Origin of the sequence: Streptomyces sp. Ac-502 (assembly GCF_045222935.1) — a bacterium.
In the GTDB taxonomy this organism is placed as follows: Bacteria; Actinomycetota; Actinomycetes; order Streptomycetales; family Streptomycetaceae; genus Streptomyces; species Streptomyces monomycini.
The window spans coordinates 14,791-34,953 of the sequence record NZ_JBHFFO010000003.1 but is presented as its reverse complement, the minus strand read 5'-3'; the positions used below and the strand labels follow the sequence as shown (position 1 = coordinate 34,953).

Annotated in this window: 20 protein-coding genes and 1 pseudogene; 6 read left to right on the top strand and 15 right to left on the bottom strand. The window is 70.8% G+C overall.

Annotated features, from left to right (window positions below; genetic code table 11):
* Positions 1-348, bottom strand: a pseudogene (locus ACEXOX_RS45250) (hypothetical protein); the annotation flags it as partial.
* 269 nt (positions 349-617) lie between these two features.
* Between ACEXOX_RS45250 and ACEXOX_RS45245 the strand changes: the two are divergent.
* Positions 618-767 (top strand): hypothetical protein, encoded by a 150-nt coding sequence (locus ACEXOX_RS45245; RefSeq protein WP_406526961.1) that lies wholly within the window; start codon positions 618-620, stop codon positions 765-767.
* Positions 768-874: 107 nt separating this feature from the next.
* Here the strand turns inward: ACEXOX_RS45245 and ACEXOX_RS45240 are convergent, their stop codons facing one another.
* From ACEXOX_RS45240 to ACEXOX_RS45175, 14 genes are all read right to left on the bottom strand, one after another.
* Positions 875-1,468 (bottom strand): hypothetical protein, encoded by a 594-nt coding sequence (locus tag ACEXOX_RS45240; protein ID WP_406526960.1) that lies wholly within the window; start codon positions 1,466-1,468, stop codon positions 875-877.
* Between the two features lie 84 nt (positions 1,469-1,552).
* On the bottom strand, positions 1,553-1,864 hold the full coding sequence (locus tag ACEXOX_RS45235; RefSeq protein ID WP_406526959.1) for a hypothetical protein: 312 nt from the start codon (positions 1,862-1,864) through the stop codon (positions 1,553-1,555).
* Between the two features lie 21 nt (positions 1,865-1,885).
* Positions 1,886-3,310: a hypothetical protein gene (locus tag ACEXOX_RS45230; RefSeq protein WP_406526958.1), complete on the bottom strand. Its 1,425-nt coding sequence runs from the start codon at positions 3,308-3,310 to the stop codon at positions 1,886-1,888.
* Between the two features lie 816 nt (positions 3,311-4,126).
* Complete coding sequence (locus ACEXOX_RS45225) at positions 4,127-4,873, bottom strand: hypothetical protein (protein ID WP_406526957.1); 747 nt, start codon at positions 4,871-4,873, stop codon at positions 4,127-4,129.
* Positions 4,870-6,216, bottom strand: coding sequence for a hypothetical protein (locus tag ACEXOX_RS45220; RefSeq protein WP_406526956.1), 1,347 nt, complete (start codon positions 6,214-6,216; stop codon positions 4,870-4,872). The genes ACEXOX_RS45225 and ACEXOX_RS45220 overlap by 4 nt, the downstream gene beginning before the upstream one ends.
* Positions 6,217-6,229: 13 nt before the next feature.
* Entirely contained in the window at positions 6,230-6,697 is a 468-nt protein-coding gene (locus ACEXOX_RS45215; protein WP_406526955.1) for a hypothetical protein, read from the bottom strand.
* Positions 6,698-6,879: 182 nt separating this feature from the next.
* A complete protein-coding gene (locus ACEXOX_RS45210; protein WP_406526954.1) occupies positions 6,880-7,152 on the bottom strand; it encodes a hypothetical protein in 273 nt (90 codons plus the stop codon).
* 227 nt (positions 7,153-7,379) lie between these two features.
* A complete protein-coding gene (locus tag ACEXOX_RS45205; RefSeq protein WP_406526953.1) occupies positions 7,380-9,572 on the bottom strand; it encodes a hypothetical protein in 2,193 nt (730 codons plus the stop codon).
* Between the two features lie 186 nt (positions 9,573-9,758).
* Complete coding sequence (locus tag ACEXOX_RS45200) at positions 9,759-10,136, bottom strand: hypothetical protein (protein ID WP_406526952.1); 378 nt, start codon at positions 10,134-10,136, stop codon at positions 9,759-9,761.
* A 230-nt stretch (positions 10,137-10,366) separates the two neighbouring features.
* On the bottom strand, positions 10,367-10,597 hold the full coding sequence (locus ACEXOX_RS45195) for a hypothetical protein (RefSeq protein WP_406526951.1): 231 nt from the start codon (positions 10,595-10,597) through the stop codon (positions 10,367-10,369).
* A gap of 324 nt (positions 10,598-10,921) precedes the next feature.
* The gene (locus tag ACEXOX_RS45190) at positions 10,922-11,443 is read right to left on the bottom strand and encodes a hypothetical protein (RefSeq protein WP_406526950.1); all 522 of its coding nucleotides are present in this window, start codon (positions 11,441-11,443) and stop codon (positions 10,922-10,924) included.
* A gap of 160 nt (positions 11,444-11,603) precedes the next feature.
* The gene (locus ACEXOX_RS45185) at positions 11,604-11,987 is read right to left on the bottom strand and encodes a hypothetical protein (RefSeq protein WP_406526949.1); all 384 of its coding nucleotides are present in this window, start codon (positions 11,985-11,987) and stop codon (positions 11,604-11,606) included.
* A gap of 32 nt (positions 11,988-12,019) precedes the next feature.
* On the bottom strand, positions 12,020-12,364 hold the full coding sequence (locus ACEXOX_RS45180) for a hypothetical protein (RefSeq protein WP_406526948.1): 345 nt from the start codon (positions 12,362-12,364) through the stop codon (positions 12,020-12,022).
* A gap of 151 nt (positions 12,365-12,515) precedes the next feature.
* Complete coding sequence (locus tag ACEXOX_RS45175) at positions 12,516-13,367, bottom strand: hypothetical protein (protein ID WP_406526947.1); 852 nt, start codon at positions 13,365-13,367, stop codon at positions 12,516-12,518.
* A 394-nt stretch (positions 13,368-13,761) separates the two neighbouring features.
* Between ACEXOX_RS45175 and ACEXOX_RS45170 the strand changes: the two genes are divergently transcribed.
* From ACEXOX_RS45170 to ACEXOX_RS45150, 5 genes are all read left to right on the top strand, one after another.
* Positions 13,762-14,520, top strand: coding sequence for a GntR family transcriptional regulator (locus tag ACEXOX_RS45170; protein ID WP_406526962.1), 759 nt, complete (start codon positions 13,762-13,764; stop codon positions 14,518-14,520).
* Positions 14,521-14,832: 312 nt separating this feature from the next.
* Positions 14,833-15,996, top strand: a complete 1,164-nt coding sequence (locus tag ACEXOX_RS45165) for an XRE family transcriptional regulator (protein WP_406526946.1) — start codon at positions 14,833-14,835, stop codon at positions 15,994-15,996.
* A gap of 19 nt (positions 15,997-16,015) precedes the next feature.
* A complete protein-coding gene (locus ACEXOX_RS45160; protein WP_406526945.1) occupies positions 16,016-16,576 on the top strand; it encodes an isochorismatase family cysteine hydrolase in 561 nt (186 codons plus the stop codon).
* Entirely contained in the window at positions 16,573-17,484 is a 912-nt protein-coding gene (locus ACEXOX_RS45155) for an FAD-dependent oxidoreductase (RefSeq protein ID WP_406526944.1), read from the top strand. Before ACEXOX_RS45160 ends, ACEXOX_RS45155 begins: the two co-directional genes overlap by 4 nt.
* A 194-nt stretch (positions 17,485-17,678) precedes the next feature.
* Positions 17,679-19,226, top strand: coding sequence for an RNA-guided endonuclease InsQ/TnpB family protein (locus ACEXOX_RS45150; RefSeq protein ID WP_406526943.1), 1,548 nt, complete (start codon positions 17,679-17,681; stop codon positions 19,224-19,226).
* Positions 19,227-20,163: the final 937 nt, after the last annotated feature.

Sequence of the window (20,163 nt, the reverse complement as noted above, 5' to 3'; positions counted from 1 at the left end):
CTGGCGGCCGGGTCCGGGGGTGCCGGCCCAGACCATGGCGACGGTGGCCGCGCCCCAGGCGGTCCAGGTCAGGCGGGCGCCGGTGAAGCGGAGGAAGCCCAGCAGGAGGGAGACGGCTCCGACGGCCTGCCAGGTGCTGTAGGCGGTGGCTGCGGTGACCGGCAGCGCCTGGGTGTGAGTGGCGAGGTAATGGCGCACGGGCTGGTCGATGGTGGCGAGCAGGCCGGTGGGGTCGGTGGGCAGGGGCCAGGGCAGGGCGCGCGCGAGGCCGAGCACGGTGTTGCCGATCCAGTGCGCGGTGAAGACGGCGGCCAGCCCCCGCTGATGGCGGTGACGGTCTTGATCCATGTGGCGGTGAGCCGCCAGCCGTAGGTGGTGGCCAGGTCGAGGTCGGCCAGGCGGCGGCCGAACCATCCGCGGACGCCGCTGAACCGCGTGTACCGGCTGGGGGCGGGCGCGGTCGGCGTGTCGCCGGACCGGTCGGGGCGGGGCTGCGGGATCGGGGAGACGCTCATGGTGGGGTCGCCTTCCGGTCAGCGGGACGGGGTGGGCTGGGTGGTGGGGTGGGCTGGCGCGAGGTGGGCGGGCGGGGCGCCGGCAGCCGGGGCGCCGGTGCTGTGGCTGCCGAGGACGAAGCCGCCGACGAGCGCGGCGGCGGACAGGACCTGGTGGCGGTGGGCCTGCCACCAGGAGGGTCGGGGGCGGCGAACGGCTGGAGGGTGAAGACGGGCGCGGTCTCGTTCCTGGGCATGGCGGGTCACTCCTGAAGCGGTTGGGGCCGAGAAGGGTGTGCGGGTGTGCGTGGCCGGGCGGCCTGGCCGGTCCTCGGCCGCCGGTGGGCGGGTGCCGAGGGCCAGGCAGGTCGGCGGGCCGGTTACTGCTTGTTGTGGTTGGTGTGGCCCCACTGGATGTTCACGTCGCCGCCGCGGCCGAGCAGCCGGGTGCCGCCGGTGTCGATCTGCGGGGCGAAAACGAGGGTCTGTCCGGCGTCCGTACCGCCGACGCCGCCGCTGTCCGGTGCGCCGTGGTCCCGGGCGAGCAGGCGGCGGGCCACGATGCCCACGCCGAGGAGGATGACGGCGAGGGTCAGGACGACCTTCCAGATCGCATCGAGCAGGTCCACGAGGTCTCCCAGGGCGGGGGCGGCGATGCGCAGGGCGAGGGCGCCGCCGAGGGCGAGGGCGGTGAGGCTGCCGGCGACCACGCCGACGGCTTTGGCCAAGGCGGGCACCGGCTCGCGCCGGGGGACGTCGACGGGGGCCGGGTCCAGGTGGTGTTCGACGGGGCGGCCCCAGGCGAGGCGGCCGTCGGGCAGCTGGACCTGGACGGCGCCGGGCACGGGCACCGGGTAGAGCGTCACCGTCGGCGTGGTGACCGGATGCGGTGGTGCGGGCTGCCAGACGGCGGCGGGCAGGGCGGGGGTGTGAAGGCCGACGTCCTGGCCGACCGGGTAGTGCTCGGTGTTCATCGGGCGCTCCAAGGAGTCGGCTCGGGCATGGCGGAGGCCGGCCCCGGCGGGCGGGGCCGGTCTCGGACGCCGGACTGGCGGTGGTTAGGCCTGGCCGCGCTCGATGGCGGCGGTGAGCTGGGCGGGGGTGGGGTACTGCCGGCGGGGCCGCCGCGGCTGCCCGGCGTCGTGGACGCCCTGGTGGCGTGCGCTGCGGCCCAGGTCGGTGACCAGGCCGTGCACGTCGTGCGCCAGGTCGGCGGGCAGGGCCGGGACTTCGTCCAGCCAGAGGGTGACCTGCGGGAGCGGCGCGGCGCCGGTGCGGGCGGCGCGCTGGCGGATCAGGTCGCTGACGGCGGCCAGCACGGTCAGCGGGCCGGCAGCCGCAGCGGGTGCGGCAGGTGTGGTGTGGGGCATGCCGGTGTTCTCCTTTGCAGGTCAGGCGGCGGTTTTGTATTCGCCGGCGTGGGCCTCGTGGACCCAGGCGCCCTGGCCCAGGCTGACGACGGGGATGTCCGGGTCGTCCTTCATACGTCCCAGAGCGGTGCGCACCCGGGGGTTGGGAATGCCCAGCGACCGGGAGATGACGGCCGGGGCGACGGGCTTGCCGTGCTTGTGGAGGAAGGCCACGATGCTGCGGGCCGTGTCCGACAGGCCGGAGCCGGCCGGCTCCACGGCATCCGGCACCGGCTGCTGTGAAGAGGCGGGAGCGGCGGTCTTCTTCCGGGCCTTGGCGGCGGATGCGTCGTCGGTGAACCGCTCGGGATCGTAGGTGTACTCCTCGCCCGCGTTGCGCAGCCGCAGCATCAGGGCGTGTTCGGCGAGGATGTGACGCACGATCGGCAGCGCGTCGACGGTGGCCTGCTCGATGCCGGTGGTGAAACCCTCGTGGGCCAGGCCGTACGGGTCCTCGACATTGGGGGCGCGCCACATCGCGGTGCGGTTGTCGGGTCCGGCGAGGTAGCCCAGGCCCGCGGTGGTGGAGCCGTCGTTGAATTCGCGGGGGATGGCGCCGGGGTCGACGCCGTCCAAGGCGCTGCCGGCGGCCCGCTTGCCGGTCGCCGAACTGCCGGAGCGCAGGACGGCATTGTTGCCGCCCTGCAGGATGTCGCGGATCAGCGTCTCGCCGCCCAGCTCGGAGGCGTTGGGGGACTGGTTGGCCAGGCGGATCTTGATGCCGACCTTCCGGGCCTCCTTGGCGAAATCCCCGATGATCTTCACGGCCTCTTCGCCGTATTCGGGATCGGTCAGCAGGTCGTGCGCCTCGTCCAGGGTCAGCGAGAGCAGCGGGTCGGGATCGCCGGGAACGAAGAACGCCCGGCCGACACGGGTACGTCCCTTGTCGTCGGTCCACTTCATCCGGTTGTAGCGGGCGGCCCGCTCCTTCATGATCGCGTGTAGGGCACGCAGCACGACGATGCCGAGCGCGTTGCCGGGCGCGAAGACGGCGACGCCGTCGGGCCAGTCAGGCAGGGACAGGCCCTGCTGCGGGTCGATGACGATCGAGCACACCAGCGGGCTGCGGCGCTCGATGCCCAGCAGCGCGTCCAGCAGGCGGGACTTGCCGGAGCCGGAGGTACCGGTGACGAAGGAGTGGACGGCGCCGGAGCCCGGCAGGAAGAACCGGTAGTGCGCGAGCACGCCGTCGTAGTACACGCCGATCGGCGCGAGCCCGGTCTCCGGGTCCAGCACGTGCTGGTCGCCGAAGAGCGTGCCGGCCTTGAGCGGGTTCTCGGCGAAGACGGTGATCTTGCCCTTGCGGGGGGCGGTCTTCTCCAGGGCCAGCAGGTCCGGGTCGTCGATGCCGAGCGCGGACAGCACATCGTCCAGCGCCTGGATCTTGAAGGACTTGCCGCGCGGCACGTGGATCTCCGCGGCCCAGCCGCCGTCCGGACGGGCCAGGGGGAGACGAGCTTGCTCTTGGGGTACGGGCCGTCGGGGACCGCGGCGTACTCGATCCAGTCGAGCATCTGCCGGGACAGCTGCGGCCCCTGCGGGGCGGGGCGGCGGCCCCAGCGGCGCCAGGCCCAGGCGCCGTAGCCCAGCGACCAGGCCACCGAGAAGCCCCACCAGGGGTTGTCGCCCCACTCGGGTCCGCCGAGGGCGGCCATGGTGGTCAGCAGGCCGGAGCCGGTGACCGGCATCGACAGCGCGGTGTAGCGGTCGAAGTCGGAAGGGAGGGTGCGGGCGGGCTTCCACTGGCCTTTCCACTTGACCAGGCCGGGCACCCAGCCCCAGGCGCCGGCGGCCGTGGCCCCGGCCGCTCCCAGGCTCAGGGCGGTCTTCCAGCCGTCGCCGGTGGCGGACAGCACCTCGCCCGCGGGGCCCAGGCCGGCGGTCATTGCTGCGAGGGTCAGGCGGCCGCGGTTGTCCAGAGCCCACTGCTGGATGGTGCGGCGGGCGGGCGTGCCGGTGGCGGCCCGCGCCGTGGCGAGGCTGGTCTGGGCGGCGACGAACGCGGCGTAGTCGGTGTACTGGGGGAGGGGTGCTTGGGGGCACGCACGGCGGGGATCCCTTCATGCTCTGGAAGTGGAGCTCGGGCCGGAGCTCCGGTGCTCCCCACCGCCCCTGATCGCGTGCCTGCCGCAGGCCGGTCCGGCTGCCGCAGGCGCATGTTCAGGGGCGCCTGGGCAGCAACGGGCCGGGCCCCGCGGTGGCGGGGCCCGGCTGCGGCCAGGGCTATTCGGCGTTGTAGAAAGTGTTCCGCGCCATGCGCACGGGGGCGTCGTTGACGGCCTCCTCGATGCGGCCGTGGTGGCGGCGCGCGGTCCGTGAGGCGACCTCGGCCTGGTTGACGGACTGGTCCGTCAGGCCGCGGTAGACGTGCGCCGAGCCGGCCTGCCCGCTGATGGTGTCGGCCAGCATCGCGGTATGGGCGATGGTGTTGGCATCCAGCTCCAGGCCGGCCAGTTCCTCGCCGGCCTGGCGCCAGCGGTCGGCCATCTCCGAGGACCAGGCGGCCAGGTTGGCCACGTCCTCCTGGCGGGCTTCGACCTCCATCCGGATGGCGGCCAGCCCGGCCAGCAGCGCCTGGTGGTTGACCACTTCGGGGATCTGGGTGATGGCCATCGTGGAGTGCTCCTTCGTTTGATCGGATGCCTGGTGCTCAGCTGCAGGGGCCAGATCCGCCGGCGGGATGTCCTGGATCACCGGGCCGGTGTCGTCGTCCTCGTCGGCGTCCCAGTCCGGGTCGACCAGGCCGAAGTGGGGGTCGGTGGGGTCGCCCAGGGTGACCAGGTCTTCGTCACCGCAGCGCCAGTTCACGGTGTCGCCGTCGAACCACGGCTCCGGATCGCCCGGGTAGCGGGGGTCGAAAACCACGCTGCGGTCGTCGTGGGTGTAGTGGACGACGGCCTGCCGCCGGATGCCGTCGTCGTCGGTCCAGGTGTGGATCCACGGCTCGCGGCGCAGCCGGTCCTCGCTCACCGCTCGTAGTAGCCGCGCTGGGCGGCCACCTCGATGGGCGAGGACTGCACGGCCTCGGCGATGCCGCCGTGGGCCTTGTGCGCGGCGGCGGCGACCGCCGTGGCGATGCCGGCGGAGTCGACGGCGGCGCCCGCGTACGTGGCGGCGGTCTTGGACTGTGTGGCGATCAGGTCGCGCAGTTCGGCGATCTCGACGCGGGTGGCGTCGTCGACCTCCAGGTCGGCCATCTGCACCTCGAACTGGTCCAGGCGGCTGGACAGCGTCCGGTCGTCGGCGGCGATCGCCTCGGCCTCCTCGGCCCGCATCTGGCACATCGCGCTGGTCACCGCGTAGGCGTTGAGCAGGCCGTCCAGGGTGCGGATCTCGGGGATCAGGGTGGAGGGGGAAGGCACGGCGTCTCCGTTCTGTTCGTTGTGTTCAGGTGCTGGCGTCTGGTCGGGCACCACCGCCAGGCGGGGCCGCTGGGCTTCTTTCTGCGCCTCGGCGGCCCGCTGTTCGGCGGCCGCGGCGCGTTCCTTGGCCTCGCGTGCTTCCTTCTGCGCGGCGAGCACCTTGTCGGTCGCCGCCCGGTCCCGGGCCTGCTCGGCGTCCTTGCGGGCCGCTTCGGCCTTCTGCTCCGCCGCCTCGGCCCGCTCGCGCTGCCGGTCGGCCTCCGTACGCTCCGGCGCCGTCGTGATCACGTGCACCGGACGGCCGGGCTGCTGACCGTCCTTGGCCGGGGGGTCGGCGAGCGGATCCACCCACTCGCCCGGCTCGGGCCGTTCGCCGAAGTCGTCCCAGTCGTCCCAGTCGCTCCACGCCGTGGTGCCGTCCTTCGTCTTCTCCTTGTCCTTCTCCGACGGCCGGCGGGCTGCCACGGGGTCCTTTTTCTCCCCGCCGGGGCGGGGCGGGTGCGGCGGGGGCGGCGGGTAGCCGGGCTTGGGCGGTGCGGCGGCGACGGCCTCCGCGGCCTTCTTCGCCGTCTGTTTCTCCTGGCGTTCGATGCGGCGGCGTTCGGCCCGCTCGGCCATCCGCTGCCGGTGCCGGGCGCGGGCCTCGGGCCAGGCGGCGGTGTAGCCCTCCTGGAATGCACGCCACATCGTGGCGCCGGTCTCCACCCCGGCCGCCGGGATCGCCGCGGCCCGCCCGCCCAGGCGGGAGGAGCGGGGCGCGGCCGCGCTGAACGTGCCGCCCGGCTCCGCCGGCCCCGGCGCCGCGGCGCCCTTCGCCGGGCTGCTCGCGGCGACCTTCTCGACCGTCTGCCGGGCGGCGGCGCTGTCCTGACGCCGGTCGGGGGCGCCGGCCAGCTTCTCGATACCGCGCGCCCCGGCGTAGGCGACCGCGAGCAGCAGCAGGATCTCCATGATCAGCCGCCTTTCACGCCATGCCGAAGGCGCCGCCGACCAGGCGGCCCGCGGTCTCCGCCAGCCAGCCCAGGCCGGTGACCACGCCCTGGCCGATGGGGCCGGGGATGGTGGAGGCGAGCACCGGCAGCAGCGCCGCCAGCACCCGGGTGCGGTGCTCCACCCGGCGCGTGACCATGTCGTTGGCGAACATCACCAGCACGAACAGCGCCGGCAGACCGGTCACCAGCAGCCCGGTCCACTGGCCCACCAGCCCGGTCAGCCACGTGTTGATGTTGTTGACCAGTTCGTTCCACCACCGCCCTGCGGGGGTGGCGACCATCGCGGCGGCGGCGGTCAGGATGCACACGGACTGGATCCGGTCGGTGTGCAGCCGCTCGGTGATCCGGCTGACGCCGGGCAGCCGCTCGGCGTAGTACAGAAGGGCGGCGGATCCGGCGCAGGCTCCGCCGGCGGCCGCACTCACAGCAGCGTCGATCATGGTTTTCGGTCCTCCCAAGGACTCAGATGGGGTTTGACGGGCCGTCACGCAGCGTCGTATCCTCGCGCGCGCACGGGCGCGCTGGTGCGCGCAGGTGCGCGTGGCCGTACGGGTGGGGTCTGTTCCGGCTGTCACAGCGCCTGTCACAGGTCCTGTCACAGCTCGCGTCACAGCCGCGCCGGTTACTGTGCGTGCGTCTCGCGGACGCGCTCCAGAGCGCGGGTGACGTCGTCGTAAGCGCGGTCGCGGGCCGTCTGGGGGAGCGTGTCGAGCTCCCCGCGCAGCCGGTCGAAGATGACCGCGGCGACCATGTCCGGGCCCTCCTCGCGGGCCTCTTCCAGGCGCCGGCCCCAGTGCTCGGCGCGGCGGGCGAGCTTCTCCGCGCGCTTGCGGCGCAGCGGCTTCTTGCGCTCCGGCGGGTTGTTCCACGGGCCGGTGGCAGGGTTGTCGTTCACCTGCGGGTTTGGCCTCCTTCCAGACAGATGGCGTGGCAGGGTGAGTGCCGGCGCTTCGGCGCCTTCACCGCGCTCCCGAGGCGGGCTGAACGTCTCGGGGGCCGGTGGAACCGGCGAAGCAGTCCGTTCGCGCAGGTCAGTGCCGCTTTCGCCGGTGCGGCGGACGGTCGTGTACGGCCTGGCCGTGCGCGGGGCGGGCGGGGCCGCCTGCGGTCCGGTCGGTCCGCTCAGCAGGTGAGGTACTTGTCCGCGTCCTCGGGGCGCAGCAGGCCGGCCTCCTTGAGCAGCCGCACCGCGCGGTCCCGGTTGACGTTGAGCTGGGTACGGACCCGGGAGACGTTGACGAAGCCGTCCTTCTCGCGCGGCAGGGCCCGTACCTCACCGAGCAGTTCGGCGTCGGTCCGTACGGGCGTACCCGTACCGGTACGAGCCGTACCAGCCGTTCCGCTTGTACGCGGGCGGGCACTCGCCGGACCGGTACGCGCAGCGGAGGCGCTCTCCGCCCGGTCCGTACGGGCGGAGACCGTACCCGTACGCGTCCCGCCGGCGAGGGCCGCCGTACCGGTGTGACCGTGGGCGGCCGTACCAGCAGGCGACGCGCCGTCAGCACCGCCTTGTACGGTGCTTGTACGGTCGGTGTACGCGCTGCTCACGGCCGCATCCACCCCGGCCGGGGCCGGGGTGGAACGGTGGCTGTGTACAGGCTGCGTACCAGCACCGTCCGGCGCGGTGCGAGCCAGCGGCGTACGAGCCGGTGCGCCGTACGAGTCCGTACCGGACGGGCTCGTACGCGCATGCTCGACGTGGGCCGGAGCACCGGTACGGGCCGCCGTACCGGTACGCGGCGGCGTTCCGCTTCCCGTCTCCGTACCACCGGCCGTACCCGTGTGGTCCGTACCGGTGTCGTGCATGAGCGTGTGGACGCGCCAGATGACGGCCACGAAGATCAGCACGACGAAGGTCGTCAGCTGCCACGGCGCCGACTGGCCCTCCTTGACGAGGTGGGCCTGCTCGGACAGGTGGTAGGTGACGTTGGCCGACGCCATCAGCGCCAGGGCATACGGAATGTCCTTCTTCGCGCGGAACGCGGTGACGCAGTACACGTCGATGCTCACCGGCAGCAGCGGGGCGACATAGGGGTGGATGCCGACCATGCGGGCCAGCTCGTACTCGCCGGATGCGGCGAGCCCGACGCCGGCCGCCAGCGCCACCCACGGCGCCGTCTTCCACGCCTTGCGGCTGAGGTTCTGGTGCCAGCCACGCCACCGGGAGGCGGACCGCTTGGCCTCCCGCGCCTCCTCCAGCATCCGGTGGGCCCGGGCCTCATCGGCCTGCGCCCGCTCCGTGATGCCCCGGGCCTTCTTCTCCGCCTCGGCGACGATGCGCTCGGCCTCCTTCCGGGCGGCCTCCCGCAGCTGCACCGCAACGGTCTTGGCCTCGTCCCGCAGCCGCTCACGCTGCTGGTCGCAGGCCGCCTTGAGCCCGGCGAGCTCGTCCTCCAGGACGCGGCCCTTCTTGGCGGCCTCGGCGTCGAACGCCTCGGTGAGCTCGCGCAGCTGCGTACGCAGAGCCGCGCGGGCCTGCTCCGCCTCGGTGTGCGCGGCAGCCACCGCCTGCTCGGCCTCACGGCGCCGGGCAACGGCCGCCTGCACCGCGTCCGCATACAGCTGCTCGGCCTCCGCCCGGCGGGCGTCGTACTGCGCGGCCCCCGCCTGCGCGAGCTGAGCCGACCGCTCACCGGCCTGCTCCACTTCCTGCTGCGCCGCGGCCACCAGCTGGCCGGCCTGCTGCTGGGCGCGGGCCAGGATCGCGCCGGCCTCTTCCTGCCGCTGGTGGACCAGCTTGCCGAGTTCGGCCAGGTCTGCCTCGGCCAGGCGGCGCAGCTCGGCGACGGCCCTACCGGTCGCCTCGCGGTCCGCGGCCGCCAGGCCGGCGAGTTCGGCCACCTGAGCCTGCGCCTCCGCAACGAGCCCCGCGGCACGGCTGCGGGCCTCGGTCACCAGCCGGTCGGCCTCGCCGCGCGCGGCCTCCAGTTCGGCCTCGGCCGCCGAGCGGACCGCGGCGGCGTCCTGCTCGGCACGACGGCGCAGGGCGCCGGCGCTGCCGTCCGCCTCAGCGAGCAGGCGCTCGGTCTCCTCCCGCGCGCCGGCCAGCCGCCGTTCGGCCTCCTGGCCGGCGTCCGTGAGGCGGTCACCGGCTGTCTGCTCGGCCCGTGCCAGGCACGCGGCGGCATCCGCGGTGGCCTGCTGACGGAGGCGGACGACGGCCTCGGCCGCGCCGTCCAGGATGTCCGCCGCCCGGTCCCGGGCATCGGCGGTGCCCTCCTCCTGGGCGAGCGCGGCGTCGGCCGCCGCATCCAGCAGGTCGGCGGCCCGGTCCCGGGCATCGGCCACCGTGGGCTCGGCCTCCTCCCGCACCACCAGCCTCACTGCCTCGGCAGCCGGGGCCGGCGCGGCAGGGGAGGTGCGGGGGCGGCGCGCCGCGCCGTGGTCTTCTTCGCCGGAGTCGTCTTCTTGCGGCTCCTGGTACGCGTGGCGGCCACGCCGCCTCCTTCCGTACAAGGCCGCAGCCCCGGATGCCGGGGCTGCGGCCGGTGGTGAGGTGGGTCAGCGCGGGCCGGGCAGCGCCGGCCGGCCGGTCTGCTGCGCCGCCTGCTGCTGGGTGAGCCAGGCCACGGCGGCCGCCGCCAGCTGCTCCGGGTCCGCCAGCGGCGCGGTGTCGATGTCACGCATCGCGTCCTCGGGCGGCAGCAGCCGCATGTACTGCGCCCGGGCCCGCGCGACCGGCGGCACCCCGGCAACCAGCGGCGCCAGCTCGTAGGCCGCGGCGCCCCCGGAGACGGTCCACAGGTCCGCGATGCGGTAGGCGTTGGTGTGGCCGGGCAGGCCGGCCCAGAACCGGTCGGGGCTGCGGTACAGGACGTAGTCACCCACCCGGAACACGGTGGACACGGCGGTGGAACGGGTCTGCGGTGCGGTACTCATCAGCAACTCCTTGAAGGTGCGCCCGGAGGCGTACAGCACGCGGCGGGCTCAACGGGACAGCAGCACCGCGATGATGATCAGGGCCGGGCCGACCATGCCGAGCAGGTAGATGAAGCGCATAGGTTTCCTCCTTTGCCGAGTGCGATCTCATGGGTCCGGGCTGGCCGGCTCCCCGTCACCGCGAAACCCCGCCGGGCGGACCGGGCGGGGCTTCGCGGATCAGGCAGCCGTCAGAGGCCGTTGGGCTCCAACGCGAAAAACAAGATGTTGGCGCCGCGCAGCAGCGAGTCCTGCCGGGCGGCTTCCTCCAGGAGCCCCCGCAGCACGTCATCGCGCGTCCACTCCGGCGGCACGCTGAGCGTCCCGTGCCGCGTGTTGTTGCCGATCCCGCCGCCGGGGGCGGGGAACTGCAACGTCAGGACGTAGTGCCACTTCTTGCTGGCCAGGCTGGTCACCGTCATGGCGTGCCTTCCGGGTCGGTGATACGGGAACGGCACGGTCGGCGGCCGCGCCGCATACGGGCAAGGAGAGATCAGTGCCGGACGGGGCAGTGCGTGAGGTAGTCGTCCACACGCAGGCCACAGACCCAGCAGGTCCAGCGCAGCACGGCCAGGCCCCGGACACGCCGGGCGGCCTGGCGGGCCCCGGTCACCGGGCGCCGTCCTGACTGCGGCGGGTACCGTTCCGGGCGTCGGCCTCCCGGGCCAGACGTAGGAAAAGATCGGCCTGCTCGGTCTGGCGCTGTTCCGCAGACCGTACGGCCGGCTCGGGGGCGGGCTCGTGCTTCATGCCGCACGCCCCCAGCCGTTGCTGGCGCGGCGCGCCGCGACCGCGGCAGCCAGTTCGGACCGGGCCACCTCCACCGGCCCGGTCGGCTTGAGGGCGTGTGTGACACGCGCCGCCGCCTGATTGACCGCCCGGCGCTGCTCCGCGGCCAGCCGGTCCGCAGCCACAGCCCTCGCCAGCCGGACCTCCTGCTCCCGGGCCAGGTACCCCAGCTCCTGCGTGGTCAGCCCGGCGCGCACCATGTCGTCACCGCGGCCGATGTCACCGTCGCCCTCGCGCAGCGCCAGCTCCCGGCACTGCTCAAGGACGGGGCAGCCGGTGCAGTACCGGCGCAGGTACGCCGCGCGGAGGTGCCAGGCAGCCAACTTCTCGCCGTCGCCACGGAACCACAAGTACTCAGCGGGCTCGTCCGTGCTGTTGTCGGGGTTCTCCGCGCAGCGCGCGGAGGTATCGACGGCGGCCTGTAGGGCCGGCCGCCGCATCGCCTGGGCCTGCGCGGCGGTCACTGCCATGATGGTCACGGGTCGCGTTCCTCTCGCTAGGGGTGTCCGGCCTGCCGACGGCCCCGGAGCTCCACCTCCGGGGCCGTCTCTGTACTGGCCTCTCGTCGCCGAGCGGCCACGGCTGTCCCCGTCCAGCAGTACGAACGGGAACAACCGTGATCGTTCGTCGCGCTACCGCCTACGCCGTCAGGCGCCGCTCTGCCTCGGTCAGCTCCCAGATCCGCTCGGCGATCTCCCGCCGCTGCGAACGCGACAGGTGCGTGCCCACGAGCTTCTGGCGTGCCGCGGTCAACTGCTCGCGGACCTGCTGAAGCACGACGGCGACCGGGACAGCGGGGTTCTTGCCGGTGCCCGTGGTTCCCGTCATGTACGACCGGTAGGCCAGGTCTGCGACGACCTTGCTGCCCTCGACGTGGCGGCCGACGATGATGCGGCCGCTCGCAGCGGCCGCCGCGTAAACCGGACTCGCGGCCTCCAGCGTGTGCTCATAGGTCTCGAAGTCGGCGGCGGACCAGGTGGTGCTGTCGCCATGTACGGAACGGAAAGCGTCCGGAGTTTGCATGGTGATCGTTCCTCTCGGTTCGGCGGCAGGCCTTACGCCGCGGTGCCCCAGCTGCTGCGCATGCGGTCCGGTGCTTCGCGCACCAGGTGGTCGGAGGTGCTCCACACCGATCCGACGACGAACGGCTCACCGCCCGCGCGCAGCACGTCGCGGACGATCAGCGCCCACTGCGCGCTGTCCCGCCGCAGCAGCGCACGGGCCTCGGCAGGGTCGGTGACCACCGACAACACCTCGAAGGCGCCATCGGTGTTCTGGTAGATCGTGCCCCTGCGACGCGGGCCGATCTGCGCGTCGACCTCCTGCCGCAAGGCATCGGCCGTCGCGGGGAGGAGCTGCGCCGTGGCAGGGGCGAGCGGCTGTGCGATGCTGAACGTCATCTGGGCTTCCCAAGTGGTCCAGTGCGTGAGATCAGCCCCCGGGGAGTGCGATTCCCCGGGGGCTGCCGGCTGCCGTACGGACAGCCACGGCCCCTGGCCACCCCACGATCGGGGTGGCCAGGGGCCGTGGTCGTTCGTCTCGGTGCGAGGATCAGACGCCTGACGCGGCCGAGTTCCTCCTCGCGTACCGCTCTGCCAGTTCGGCCTGGCGCCGTTCGTACGCCTCCACGTCCTGCGGCTCCAGCGGAAGCTGGGGACCGCGGAACTCAGAGAGCGATTCCCGAATGCGCTCCGCGCGCTGGGTGTCGGCCGCCCGCACCTCCGGCAGCACCACGGTCCACTCGGCCGCCCGCTTCGCGGCGGCCGCCGCGGCGTACTGGCGGTCGAACCGCCTCCGCTCCCGGGCGAAGAACTCGCGCACAGCGCGGCGCTTGGGCTCCTGACGGAGCAACCGGAGGTAGGTGACGGCCAGGCGCTCACCGTCGCGGCAGGGCAGCGGATCACCGTCGCGGCTGGTGACCTCGCGCTGGCATGCGGCGCACTGCTGCTGGTGCTGCCGGAACGCCTTGCGGACCTGCTCCGCGCTGAGCGGCGCGGGCGTGACCTGACTGGCGGCCGGGACGGGCTTCACCTTCGGCTTGGGCAGCACCTTGGTGGCGCGGCGGGACACGGTGGTCGGGACCGCCTCGATCAGCCTTGTACGCCACGCGTCGACCGCGATGTCGATGGTGACCTGCCGGTTGCTGCCGGGAGAGCAGCGGCGCGGCGCGGCGGTGCCGGCGCGGCCGACGTGGTGCGGGACCAGCTTCGGGGTGCCCAGCATCCCGGTGATCGGGCACCAGCAGGAGCAATCGGGGCACTTCAGGTGCTCCTTGCCCGGAGTCAGGTCGATCTCGTTGGCCTTGAGGTCGGAGGCGACGATCGCCGGGCGATGGTTGACCGCCTTGGTGCGGGTCTTCCGGTGGCGCTTCCGGGCCGTCGGCATCGTGGACGTCGTGGTCATGGAGGCTCCCGTGTCGGAGGGGAGGGAGGGGTGCGTCGCGGTGCTCTCTCCGCCCGTCAGGCCACACGAGTCGATCCCGGCGTCCTGACGCGCGGACAACGCATCTGCGCTGCGACGTGCAGCAGGAGCCAAATCAGCCAGGGGCTGACCCGGGGGATTTGGTGGAGCTATCGACCCCGGCCCTCCCCATCAGGGGAAGGGGCATCCTGCGATGGTGCGATCAGAAGGCCACCCTCGGTGACCTCGCTGAAGGTGCCTCCAGCTAGGCAAATCTCTCTAGGGAGGTCAATAGTCTCTATAGAGAAACCTAGAGAGGTTGCGTCTGCTTGCAGGAGGCGTGGCCGTCGGCCGCGCACCCCCGTACGATCTGCTCTATAGAGAGACAGGGAGATGCATGAGTCACGAGCCGAGCCCCGCACAGCCCAAGTACCGGCGCATCGCCGATGAACTGAGGGCTGCGATCAAGAGCGGGCAGTACCGGGCAGGTGACCGCCTTCCTGGCGAGAACGCTCTGGCGGCTGACCACGAAGTCGCCCCGATGACCGTGCGGCAGGCGCTTGCCCTGCTGAGAAGCGAAGGCCTCGTGGAGTCCCGCAAGGGGTCTGGCGTGTATGTACAGCCCTTCAGCCCTATCCGACGTCACGGAATCCCGCGGCTCGCGCGTGACCAGTGGAACTCCGGGAAGACGATTTGGTCTGCCGACGACGCTCGTTCGCCTGGTATCGACCAGGTCTCCGTCACAGAAAATGCCACTGCGCCGGAGCACGTCAGAAATGTTCTGGGTCTCCGCCCCGACGAGAAGGTCTGCGTGCGAGGGCGGCGTTACATCATGGATGCCCGCCCAGTCATGCTCGCCACGTCGTTCCTGCCCCAGGCCCTCGTGGCCGGCTCCCCCATCACGCAGGCTGACACGGGACCGGGTGGCATCTACGCACGGCTTTCGGATCTTGGCTACGCCCCAGCGCATTTCCGTGAGGAGGTTCGAAGCCGCACGCCCTCCGATGAGGAGGCAACGCGTCTGTCCATCCCCGCTGACCGCCCCGTGCTCAAAGTAGTGCGTACCGCCTTCGACGCCGACGGACGAGCGGTTGAGATCAACGAGATGACGCTCGACAGCGCCTCGTACATCCTCGAGTACGCCTTCGACGCCTGAGGGAGCTCGATGCTGATACTTGCCGCTCACACTGCCTCCTCTGACCTGCGGGGTTGCGGTGACCATCACAGCGAGTTGGGCGACTTGACGACATCACGAGTCCCGTCCGCAATCTCGATCCGCGGATTTGACATTCGCGTTGCGCGCGCCGACTTCGAGGGCGAACTGTCCGTCCGGACACGTCCGCCGCTGACCGCCAACAAGGTTCCGGCTAACTGGGGTTAGAGGAGAGGCTCCGGTGTAGAACTGCTGTGGAAGCAGCGTGGAAATTGCACTCGTCTCGGCTGGCCGAGCATCTTGAGGAGGTGTGTAGTGATCACCGTGAGCGAGTGGACGGGTGAGGACGCCCTGCTGCTGCGGTCGGTGAAACGTGAGTCCGTCCGCGAGTTCGCCCAGCGCCTGGGTATCGATCCTCGTACGGTCACGTATTGGAAAAACAATCCGTCGAGCGTGTGCCGCCCTGGGACGCAGCAAATCCTCGACATGGCTCTCACGCAGTGCACCGCTGAAGAACAAGAAGCGTTCCGCGTACGCTTGGCTGCGCTGCACGGCGAGACCGCGCTCGGTGAAGCTGTCGCAGCCCGTCCAGCTCCATGCATGGTCGTCTCACACAAGTTCCTGCCGGTGTACCTCGGCGGTACCCGTACGGCTCCCTTGTACGCCGCTGGCACGTTGCGCCCTTCCGGCCCTGGAGGACTTGAGCAGCGATTACTGCCCGGCCGCCATCGCTCGGCGCACTCCTCGACAGTGCACGTCTACGCATGCGGTGTGGTCGTCGTGCACCTGGAAGAGCATCGCCGGGTGGAGTCGCTGACGGAGCTGGCTGTGTGGAGGTACCAGTCCTATCTCAAGGACCGAGTTTGGGCCGGACAACTGCTTCACGAGCTTCTTGAGGAGCACGTTGGGAGTGAGAGCAGCGCTGGGCTCGCACCGGAGTATGTCCTGTCCGCGTACGAGTTGCGGGAGCACTCCTGGCAGGGGCCAGGGCTGGAAACAGCTCTGCAGTTGCTGACTACGCCGTCGGTGCTGGTGAATCGGCAGGCTCCGGAGAATGTGAAGCCGCTGGGGCCCGGGGTCGAAGACGCCAAATTCGCCAATGGCTGGACACAGCCGGAGGCCGTCGTGTTCGGCGGCGGGGTGTCCCGAGGAGTGGCTGGCTGGTCGGGTGTCGCTTATCACCCGCAGCGGGACGAGCGGGCGCTAACCATGAGCGAGATCGTCGCCCTAGAACTCGACACACAGGCGCTCTGGGCTTTGTCGTCACACATCCTGCACATGATTGAAGACGGCAAGGACCCGGTGATGCCGGAGCCGTACGGCTGGCGGTATCTGCGCGGCGCGTACTCCCGCCTTACTGCTGCCCGGCCAACGGAGACCGCGCAGCATCGCGTCATGCGTGAGGCGATCTTGGCTACAAGCGAGCTTCCCGATCGGCTGCGGGCCGCGCAGGATGCTCTACGGGACGGCAACCCCTGACAGCTAGAAAGGTGGACCGGTGGACCCTCGCACGACGGCTCTCATCGTCATTGACGTGCAGAACGGCTTCGTCAACCAGCACAGTCGAGACGTAGTCCCAGCGATCGTGCGGCTGGTGAAACGCTGGCAGGAGGCTCGTGCTCCCGTTGTGTTCGCCCGCTTCCGCAACGAGCCGGGATCGCCTTACGAGCGGATCACTGGGTGGACTCGGCTGCGCACGGCAGAGGAGCAGGCCCTGGTCGATGAGCTCGTACCGTACGCGACACAAGCTACCGCAGTAATCGCGAAAGGCCAGTCGAGCGTGTTCACCGAAGAAGGCGCCCGGCTCATCCAGAATTCAGGGTGGAGCGACCTGGTGCTTTGCGGAATAGACACTGACTCCTGCGTTTATGACTCCGCCGTTGCCGCCTACCAAAAAGGCTACCGCCCCTGGATCGTCACTGACGCCTGCGCTTCCACTGGCGGGCCGGAATACCACGATTCTGCACTGCTCATGGCAGCCCGAAATATCAGTCCGGACCAACTTGTCACGAGCCAAGCAGTACTGGAACGAATCACACAGAAGGGGGCCTGCGCATGAACGCGCCGTCGTACGACACCGATCTGTTGGTCGTCGGCGCGGGGCCGGCTGGAGTGGCAGCCGCAGTCATGGCAGCCAGTCTGGACATGCGCAGCACCGTAGTAGAGGCCGAGCGAGTGGGTGAGAAGCTGCACCGCATTGACGCCCTGGAGAACGTCCCTGGTGCCTGGTCCGCCGGACCCCAACTGGCCGATGCACTGTCTCAGGACTTGGCCCGTCTTCAGCAGGTAGGACGGTGCACCGTTGTGAAGGCCAGGTGCACCGCAGTCGCCGGTCACAAGGACCATGCCGAGCTGGAGTTGAACGATGGAAGGAAACTGACCGGGCGCGCCGTGATTATCGCCACGGGGGTTACGGAGCTTCTGCCCGCAGATGTGAGCTGGATTTCAGCCCCTAACGAATTTTCTCCTGCCCCGCTGTGGAGGTCCACTCCGGGCAGCCTCGCCGGACGTACTTACGTGTTAGGTGGAGACAGGCCACTCGGGACATGGCTGCGTGCCCACTTTGAGATCCACAAGCAATTGTATGTGCTGTGCCCGCCAAGCGACGACTACAAGACGGCAGAGATCGTCCATGACGAAAGGGTGCATCTGGTGCCCGTCTCCCATATCGCCATCGAGACTCCCTCGTATGGATCAGCCTGGACGGTGCGTGTAAAGGACCGGAGAGGCGCAGAGAAGGCGTACAGCATCGACACGTTGGTCAATAATTTGGGGACCAAGCCCGCAGCAATCCCCGGCACGCACCAGGACCAAGACGGTTACTGTCCTCCCCACCTGCAACATCCCCGGGTCCTGACCGCAGGAGACATCCGATCAGGACGGTTCCAACGCATCATCACCTCGCAGGGGTCGGGTGCCGAGGCTGCGCTGTCTCTGTACTACGACCGGGCGCTGCCGCGCTCATGATCCGAAGATTTGCCGCATCACGGACCGACCTGCTGGAACCAGGCTGCGAGCTGCCACGCCATTTCCACGCCGCTGCCACACCCGCTCCTCTCATCCGGCGGGCCCCAGCCGGATGCTGAGGGCTCTCGTACAGGTCGTGAACGGAACCGGCTCGGACGTTCACTCGGATCGAGGCAAGGTAGGAGGTTCGAGCCGTGCAGCAGGAAGTCCTCAAGGCGTTCCGTTTCACGCTGGATCCTCGTCCTGCCCAAGTGGAAGTGCTGCTCCGGCACGCCGGCGCAGCGCGGTGGGCGTTCAATCACGCGCTGGGGATGAAGGTCGCTGCCCACAAGGAGTGGCGGTCCCAGGTCCAAGCGCTCGTCGACCAGGAGGTGCCGGAGGCGGAGGCGCGGCGGCGAGTGAAGGTGCCGGTGCCGTCGAAGCCTCAGATCCAGAAGCACCTGAACCTGATCAAAGGCGATTCGCGGAAGGGTGACCTGCCGGAGGGTGCGCTGGGGCCGGAGCGGCCGTGTCCGTGGTGGCATGAGGTGAACACGCACGCGTTTCAGTCGGCGTTCATCGATGCGGACCGGGCGTGGCAGAACTGGCTCGGCTTTGTGGCTGGGAAGCGGGCTGGCCGCGCGGTGGGCTATCCCCGGTTCAAGAAGAAGGGCCGCTGTCGGGATGCGTTTCGGCTGCATCATGATGTGAAGCGGCCCGGGATCCGGCCCGTGGGGTACCGCAGGTTGCGGCTGCCGACGGTGGGTGAAGTGCGGCTGCATGACTCCGCGAAGCGTCTCGTGCGGCTGCTGGATCGTGGCCGTGCGCAGGTGCAGTCGGTGACTGTCTCGCGGGGTGGGCACCGCTGGTATGCGTCGGTGCTGTGCAAGGTTGTCGTTGAGCTGCCCGGCAAGCCGACGAAGGCCCAGGCCCAGCGCGGCACCGTCGGTGTCGATCTCGGGGTGAAATACCTCGCGGCCCTCTCCCAGCCCCTTGATGCGAACGTGCCGGAGAGCCGGTTCGTGGACAACCCGCGGCACCTCGTCAGGGCTGAGAAGCAGCTCGCGAAGGCCCAGCGGACCCTGTCCCGGACGCAGAAGGGCTCGGCGCGCCGGCACAAGGCACGGTGTCGGGTCGGCCGCCTGCACCATGAGGTGGCGGTGCGGCGGGCCACGGTGCTGCATGCGATGACCAAGCAGCTCGCGAGCCGGTTCTCGGCGGTGGCGGTGGAGGACTTGCACGTCGCTGGGATGACCCGTTCCGCCCGCGGCACCGTCGAGGCCCCCGGCACGCGGGTCCGCCAGAAGGCTGGGCTGAATCGGGCGATCCTCGACGCCGCGCCTGGTGAAGTCCGCCGACAGCTCATCTACAAGACCCGTTGGTACGGATCGAAGCTCGCAGTCCTGGACCGCTGGTTCCCCTCCAGCAAGACCTGCTCCGCGTGCGGATGGCAAAACCCACGCCTGACGCTCGCGGACAGGACGTTCCACTGCGGCGGCTGCGGGCTGTCGACGGACCGGGACGAAAACGCGGCCCGGAACATCGCCCGCCATGCCGTCGTCGCAGACGATTCACCTGTCGCCCCTGGTAGAGGGGAGACACAAAACGCCCGTGGAGCACCTAACCCGGCCGGCCTCAAGGCCCGCCGTCAGGGCGCGTCGAAGCGGGAAGGCACCGGCCCACCCGGGACAGTGCCACCTCAGCGGAGCAATCCGCTGACGCTCCCCGACCCGCATGGTCAACAACCAGCAAAGCACCCGTAGACATGCAGGTCACGAAGGGCACAGCCCGTACACGCGAGGAGCGACCGCATGTCTTCGGTGAAGGGCTGCGGGCGTTCGTGCACAGCCCGTACACGCGAGGAGCGACCGGAGGTCTTGCTCGCTGACCTCCTGGTCATCGGGCACAGCCCGTACACGCGAGGAGCGACCGGAGGCGAAGGCACATGTTCGGGCCACCCCGAGCCGCACAGCCGGTACGCGCGAAGACCTGGGCGGATGTCACGGAGCGAGAGGGGGTGCAGCAAACAGATGAGTAAGGTGTGGAGGCTTCGAAGGCTCCACCTCGCCGGTCTTCTCGCCGGGTTCCGCTCCGAGGGCGTGGAGGGCGGCTTGCAGGGTGGGTTGGTTGGGCGACCAGTCTCGGGGGATGGTGAGGCGGAGCCGCTGCTGGGGCTCTTGCCCGATGCGTTTGGGGCGGCAGTCGAGTACGGGTACGAGTCCGTACTCGGTCCGGTGCAGGAGTACGGGGCGGCCGGCGCTGACCATGGTGATGAGTTCCTGGCGTGCGATGGGGCCGAGGGTCTGCTCGCGGGGGCGTCGTTTGTCGCGTCGGGTTCCGGTGACGACGAGTCCGTCGAGGGTCTCGGCGAGGGCGGCCCACTGTGGGTGGTAGTCCGCGGCCGGGTCGAAGGTGTCCTGGTAGGTGAGGAGTTCGCTGCCGGTGGGGAGTGCGGCGCGGATGGTGTCGATGCGGTGCTGCCAGCTGGGGCGTGTGAGGAATTCGGGGGTGCGCTGAGGTACACGCGGGCGGGGGTTCCGGGGCTGCGGCCGGCTGCGATCTGGTGCATGGCGCGTACGTACCCGCGGCGCCGGGCGGGCGTGGCGTAGCTGGTGATCGGCTGGTCGGGCGTGTCCATGGTGATCATCATGCCGTGGGTGGTCGCGGGGCGGGGGTGAGGCCGCCGGTGAATGTGGAGTT

Bases quoted from the DNA above. Each gene is read 5' to 3' on its own strand.
- ACEXOX_RS45240 (WP_406526960.1), bottom strand. From the start codon at position 1,468: ATGAACACCGAGCACTACCCGGTCGGCCAGGACGTCGGCCTTCACACC.
- ACEXOX_RS45235 (WP_406526959.1), bottom strand. From the start codon at position 1,864: ATGCCCCACACCACACCTGCCGCACCCGCTGCGGCTGCCGGCCCGCTG.
- ACEXOX_RS45220 (WP_406526956.1), bottom strand. From the start codon at position 6,216: ATGGAGATCCTGCTGCTGCTCGCGGTCGCCTACGCCGGGGCGCGCGGT.
- ACEXOX_RS45215 (WP_406526955.1), bottom strand. From the start codon at position 6,697: ATGATCGACGCTGCTGTGAGTGCGGCCGCCGGCGGAGCCTGCGCCGGA.
- ACEXOX_RS45200 (WP_406526952.1), bottom strand. From the start codon at position 10,136: ATGAGTACCGCACCGCAGACCCGTTCCACCGCCGTGTCCACCGTGTTC.
- ACEXOX_RS45195 (WP_406526951.1), bottom strand. From the start codon at position 10,597: ATGACGGTGACCAGCCTGGCCAGCAAGAAGTGGCACTACGTCCTGACG.
- ACEXOX_RS45185 (WP_406526949.1), bottom strand. From the start codon at position 11,987: ATGCAAACTCCGGACGCTTTCCGTTCCGTACATGGCGACAGCACCACC.
- ACEXOX_RS45180 (WP_406526948.1), bottom strand. From the start codon at position 12,364: ATGACGTTCAGCATCGCACAGCCGCTCGCCCCTGCCACGGCGCAGCTC.
- ACEXOX_RS45175 (WP_406526947.1), bottom strand. From the start codon at position 13,367: ATGACCACGACGTCCACGATGCCGACGGCCCGGAAGCGCCACCGGAAG.
- ACEXOX_RS45170 (WP_406526962.1), top strand. From the start codon at position 13,762: ATGAGTCACGAGCCGAGCCCCGCACAGCCCAAGTACCGGCGCATCGCC.
- ACEXOX_RS45155 (WP_406526944.1), top strand. From the start codon at position 16,573: ATGAACGCGCCGTCGTACGACACCGATCTGTTGGTCGTCGGCGCGGGG.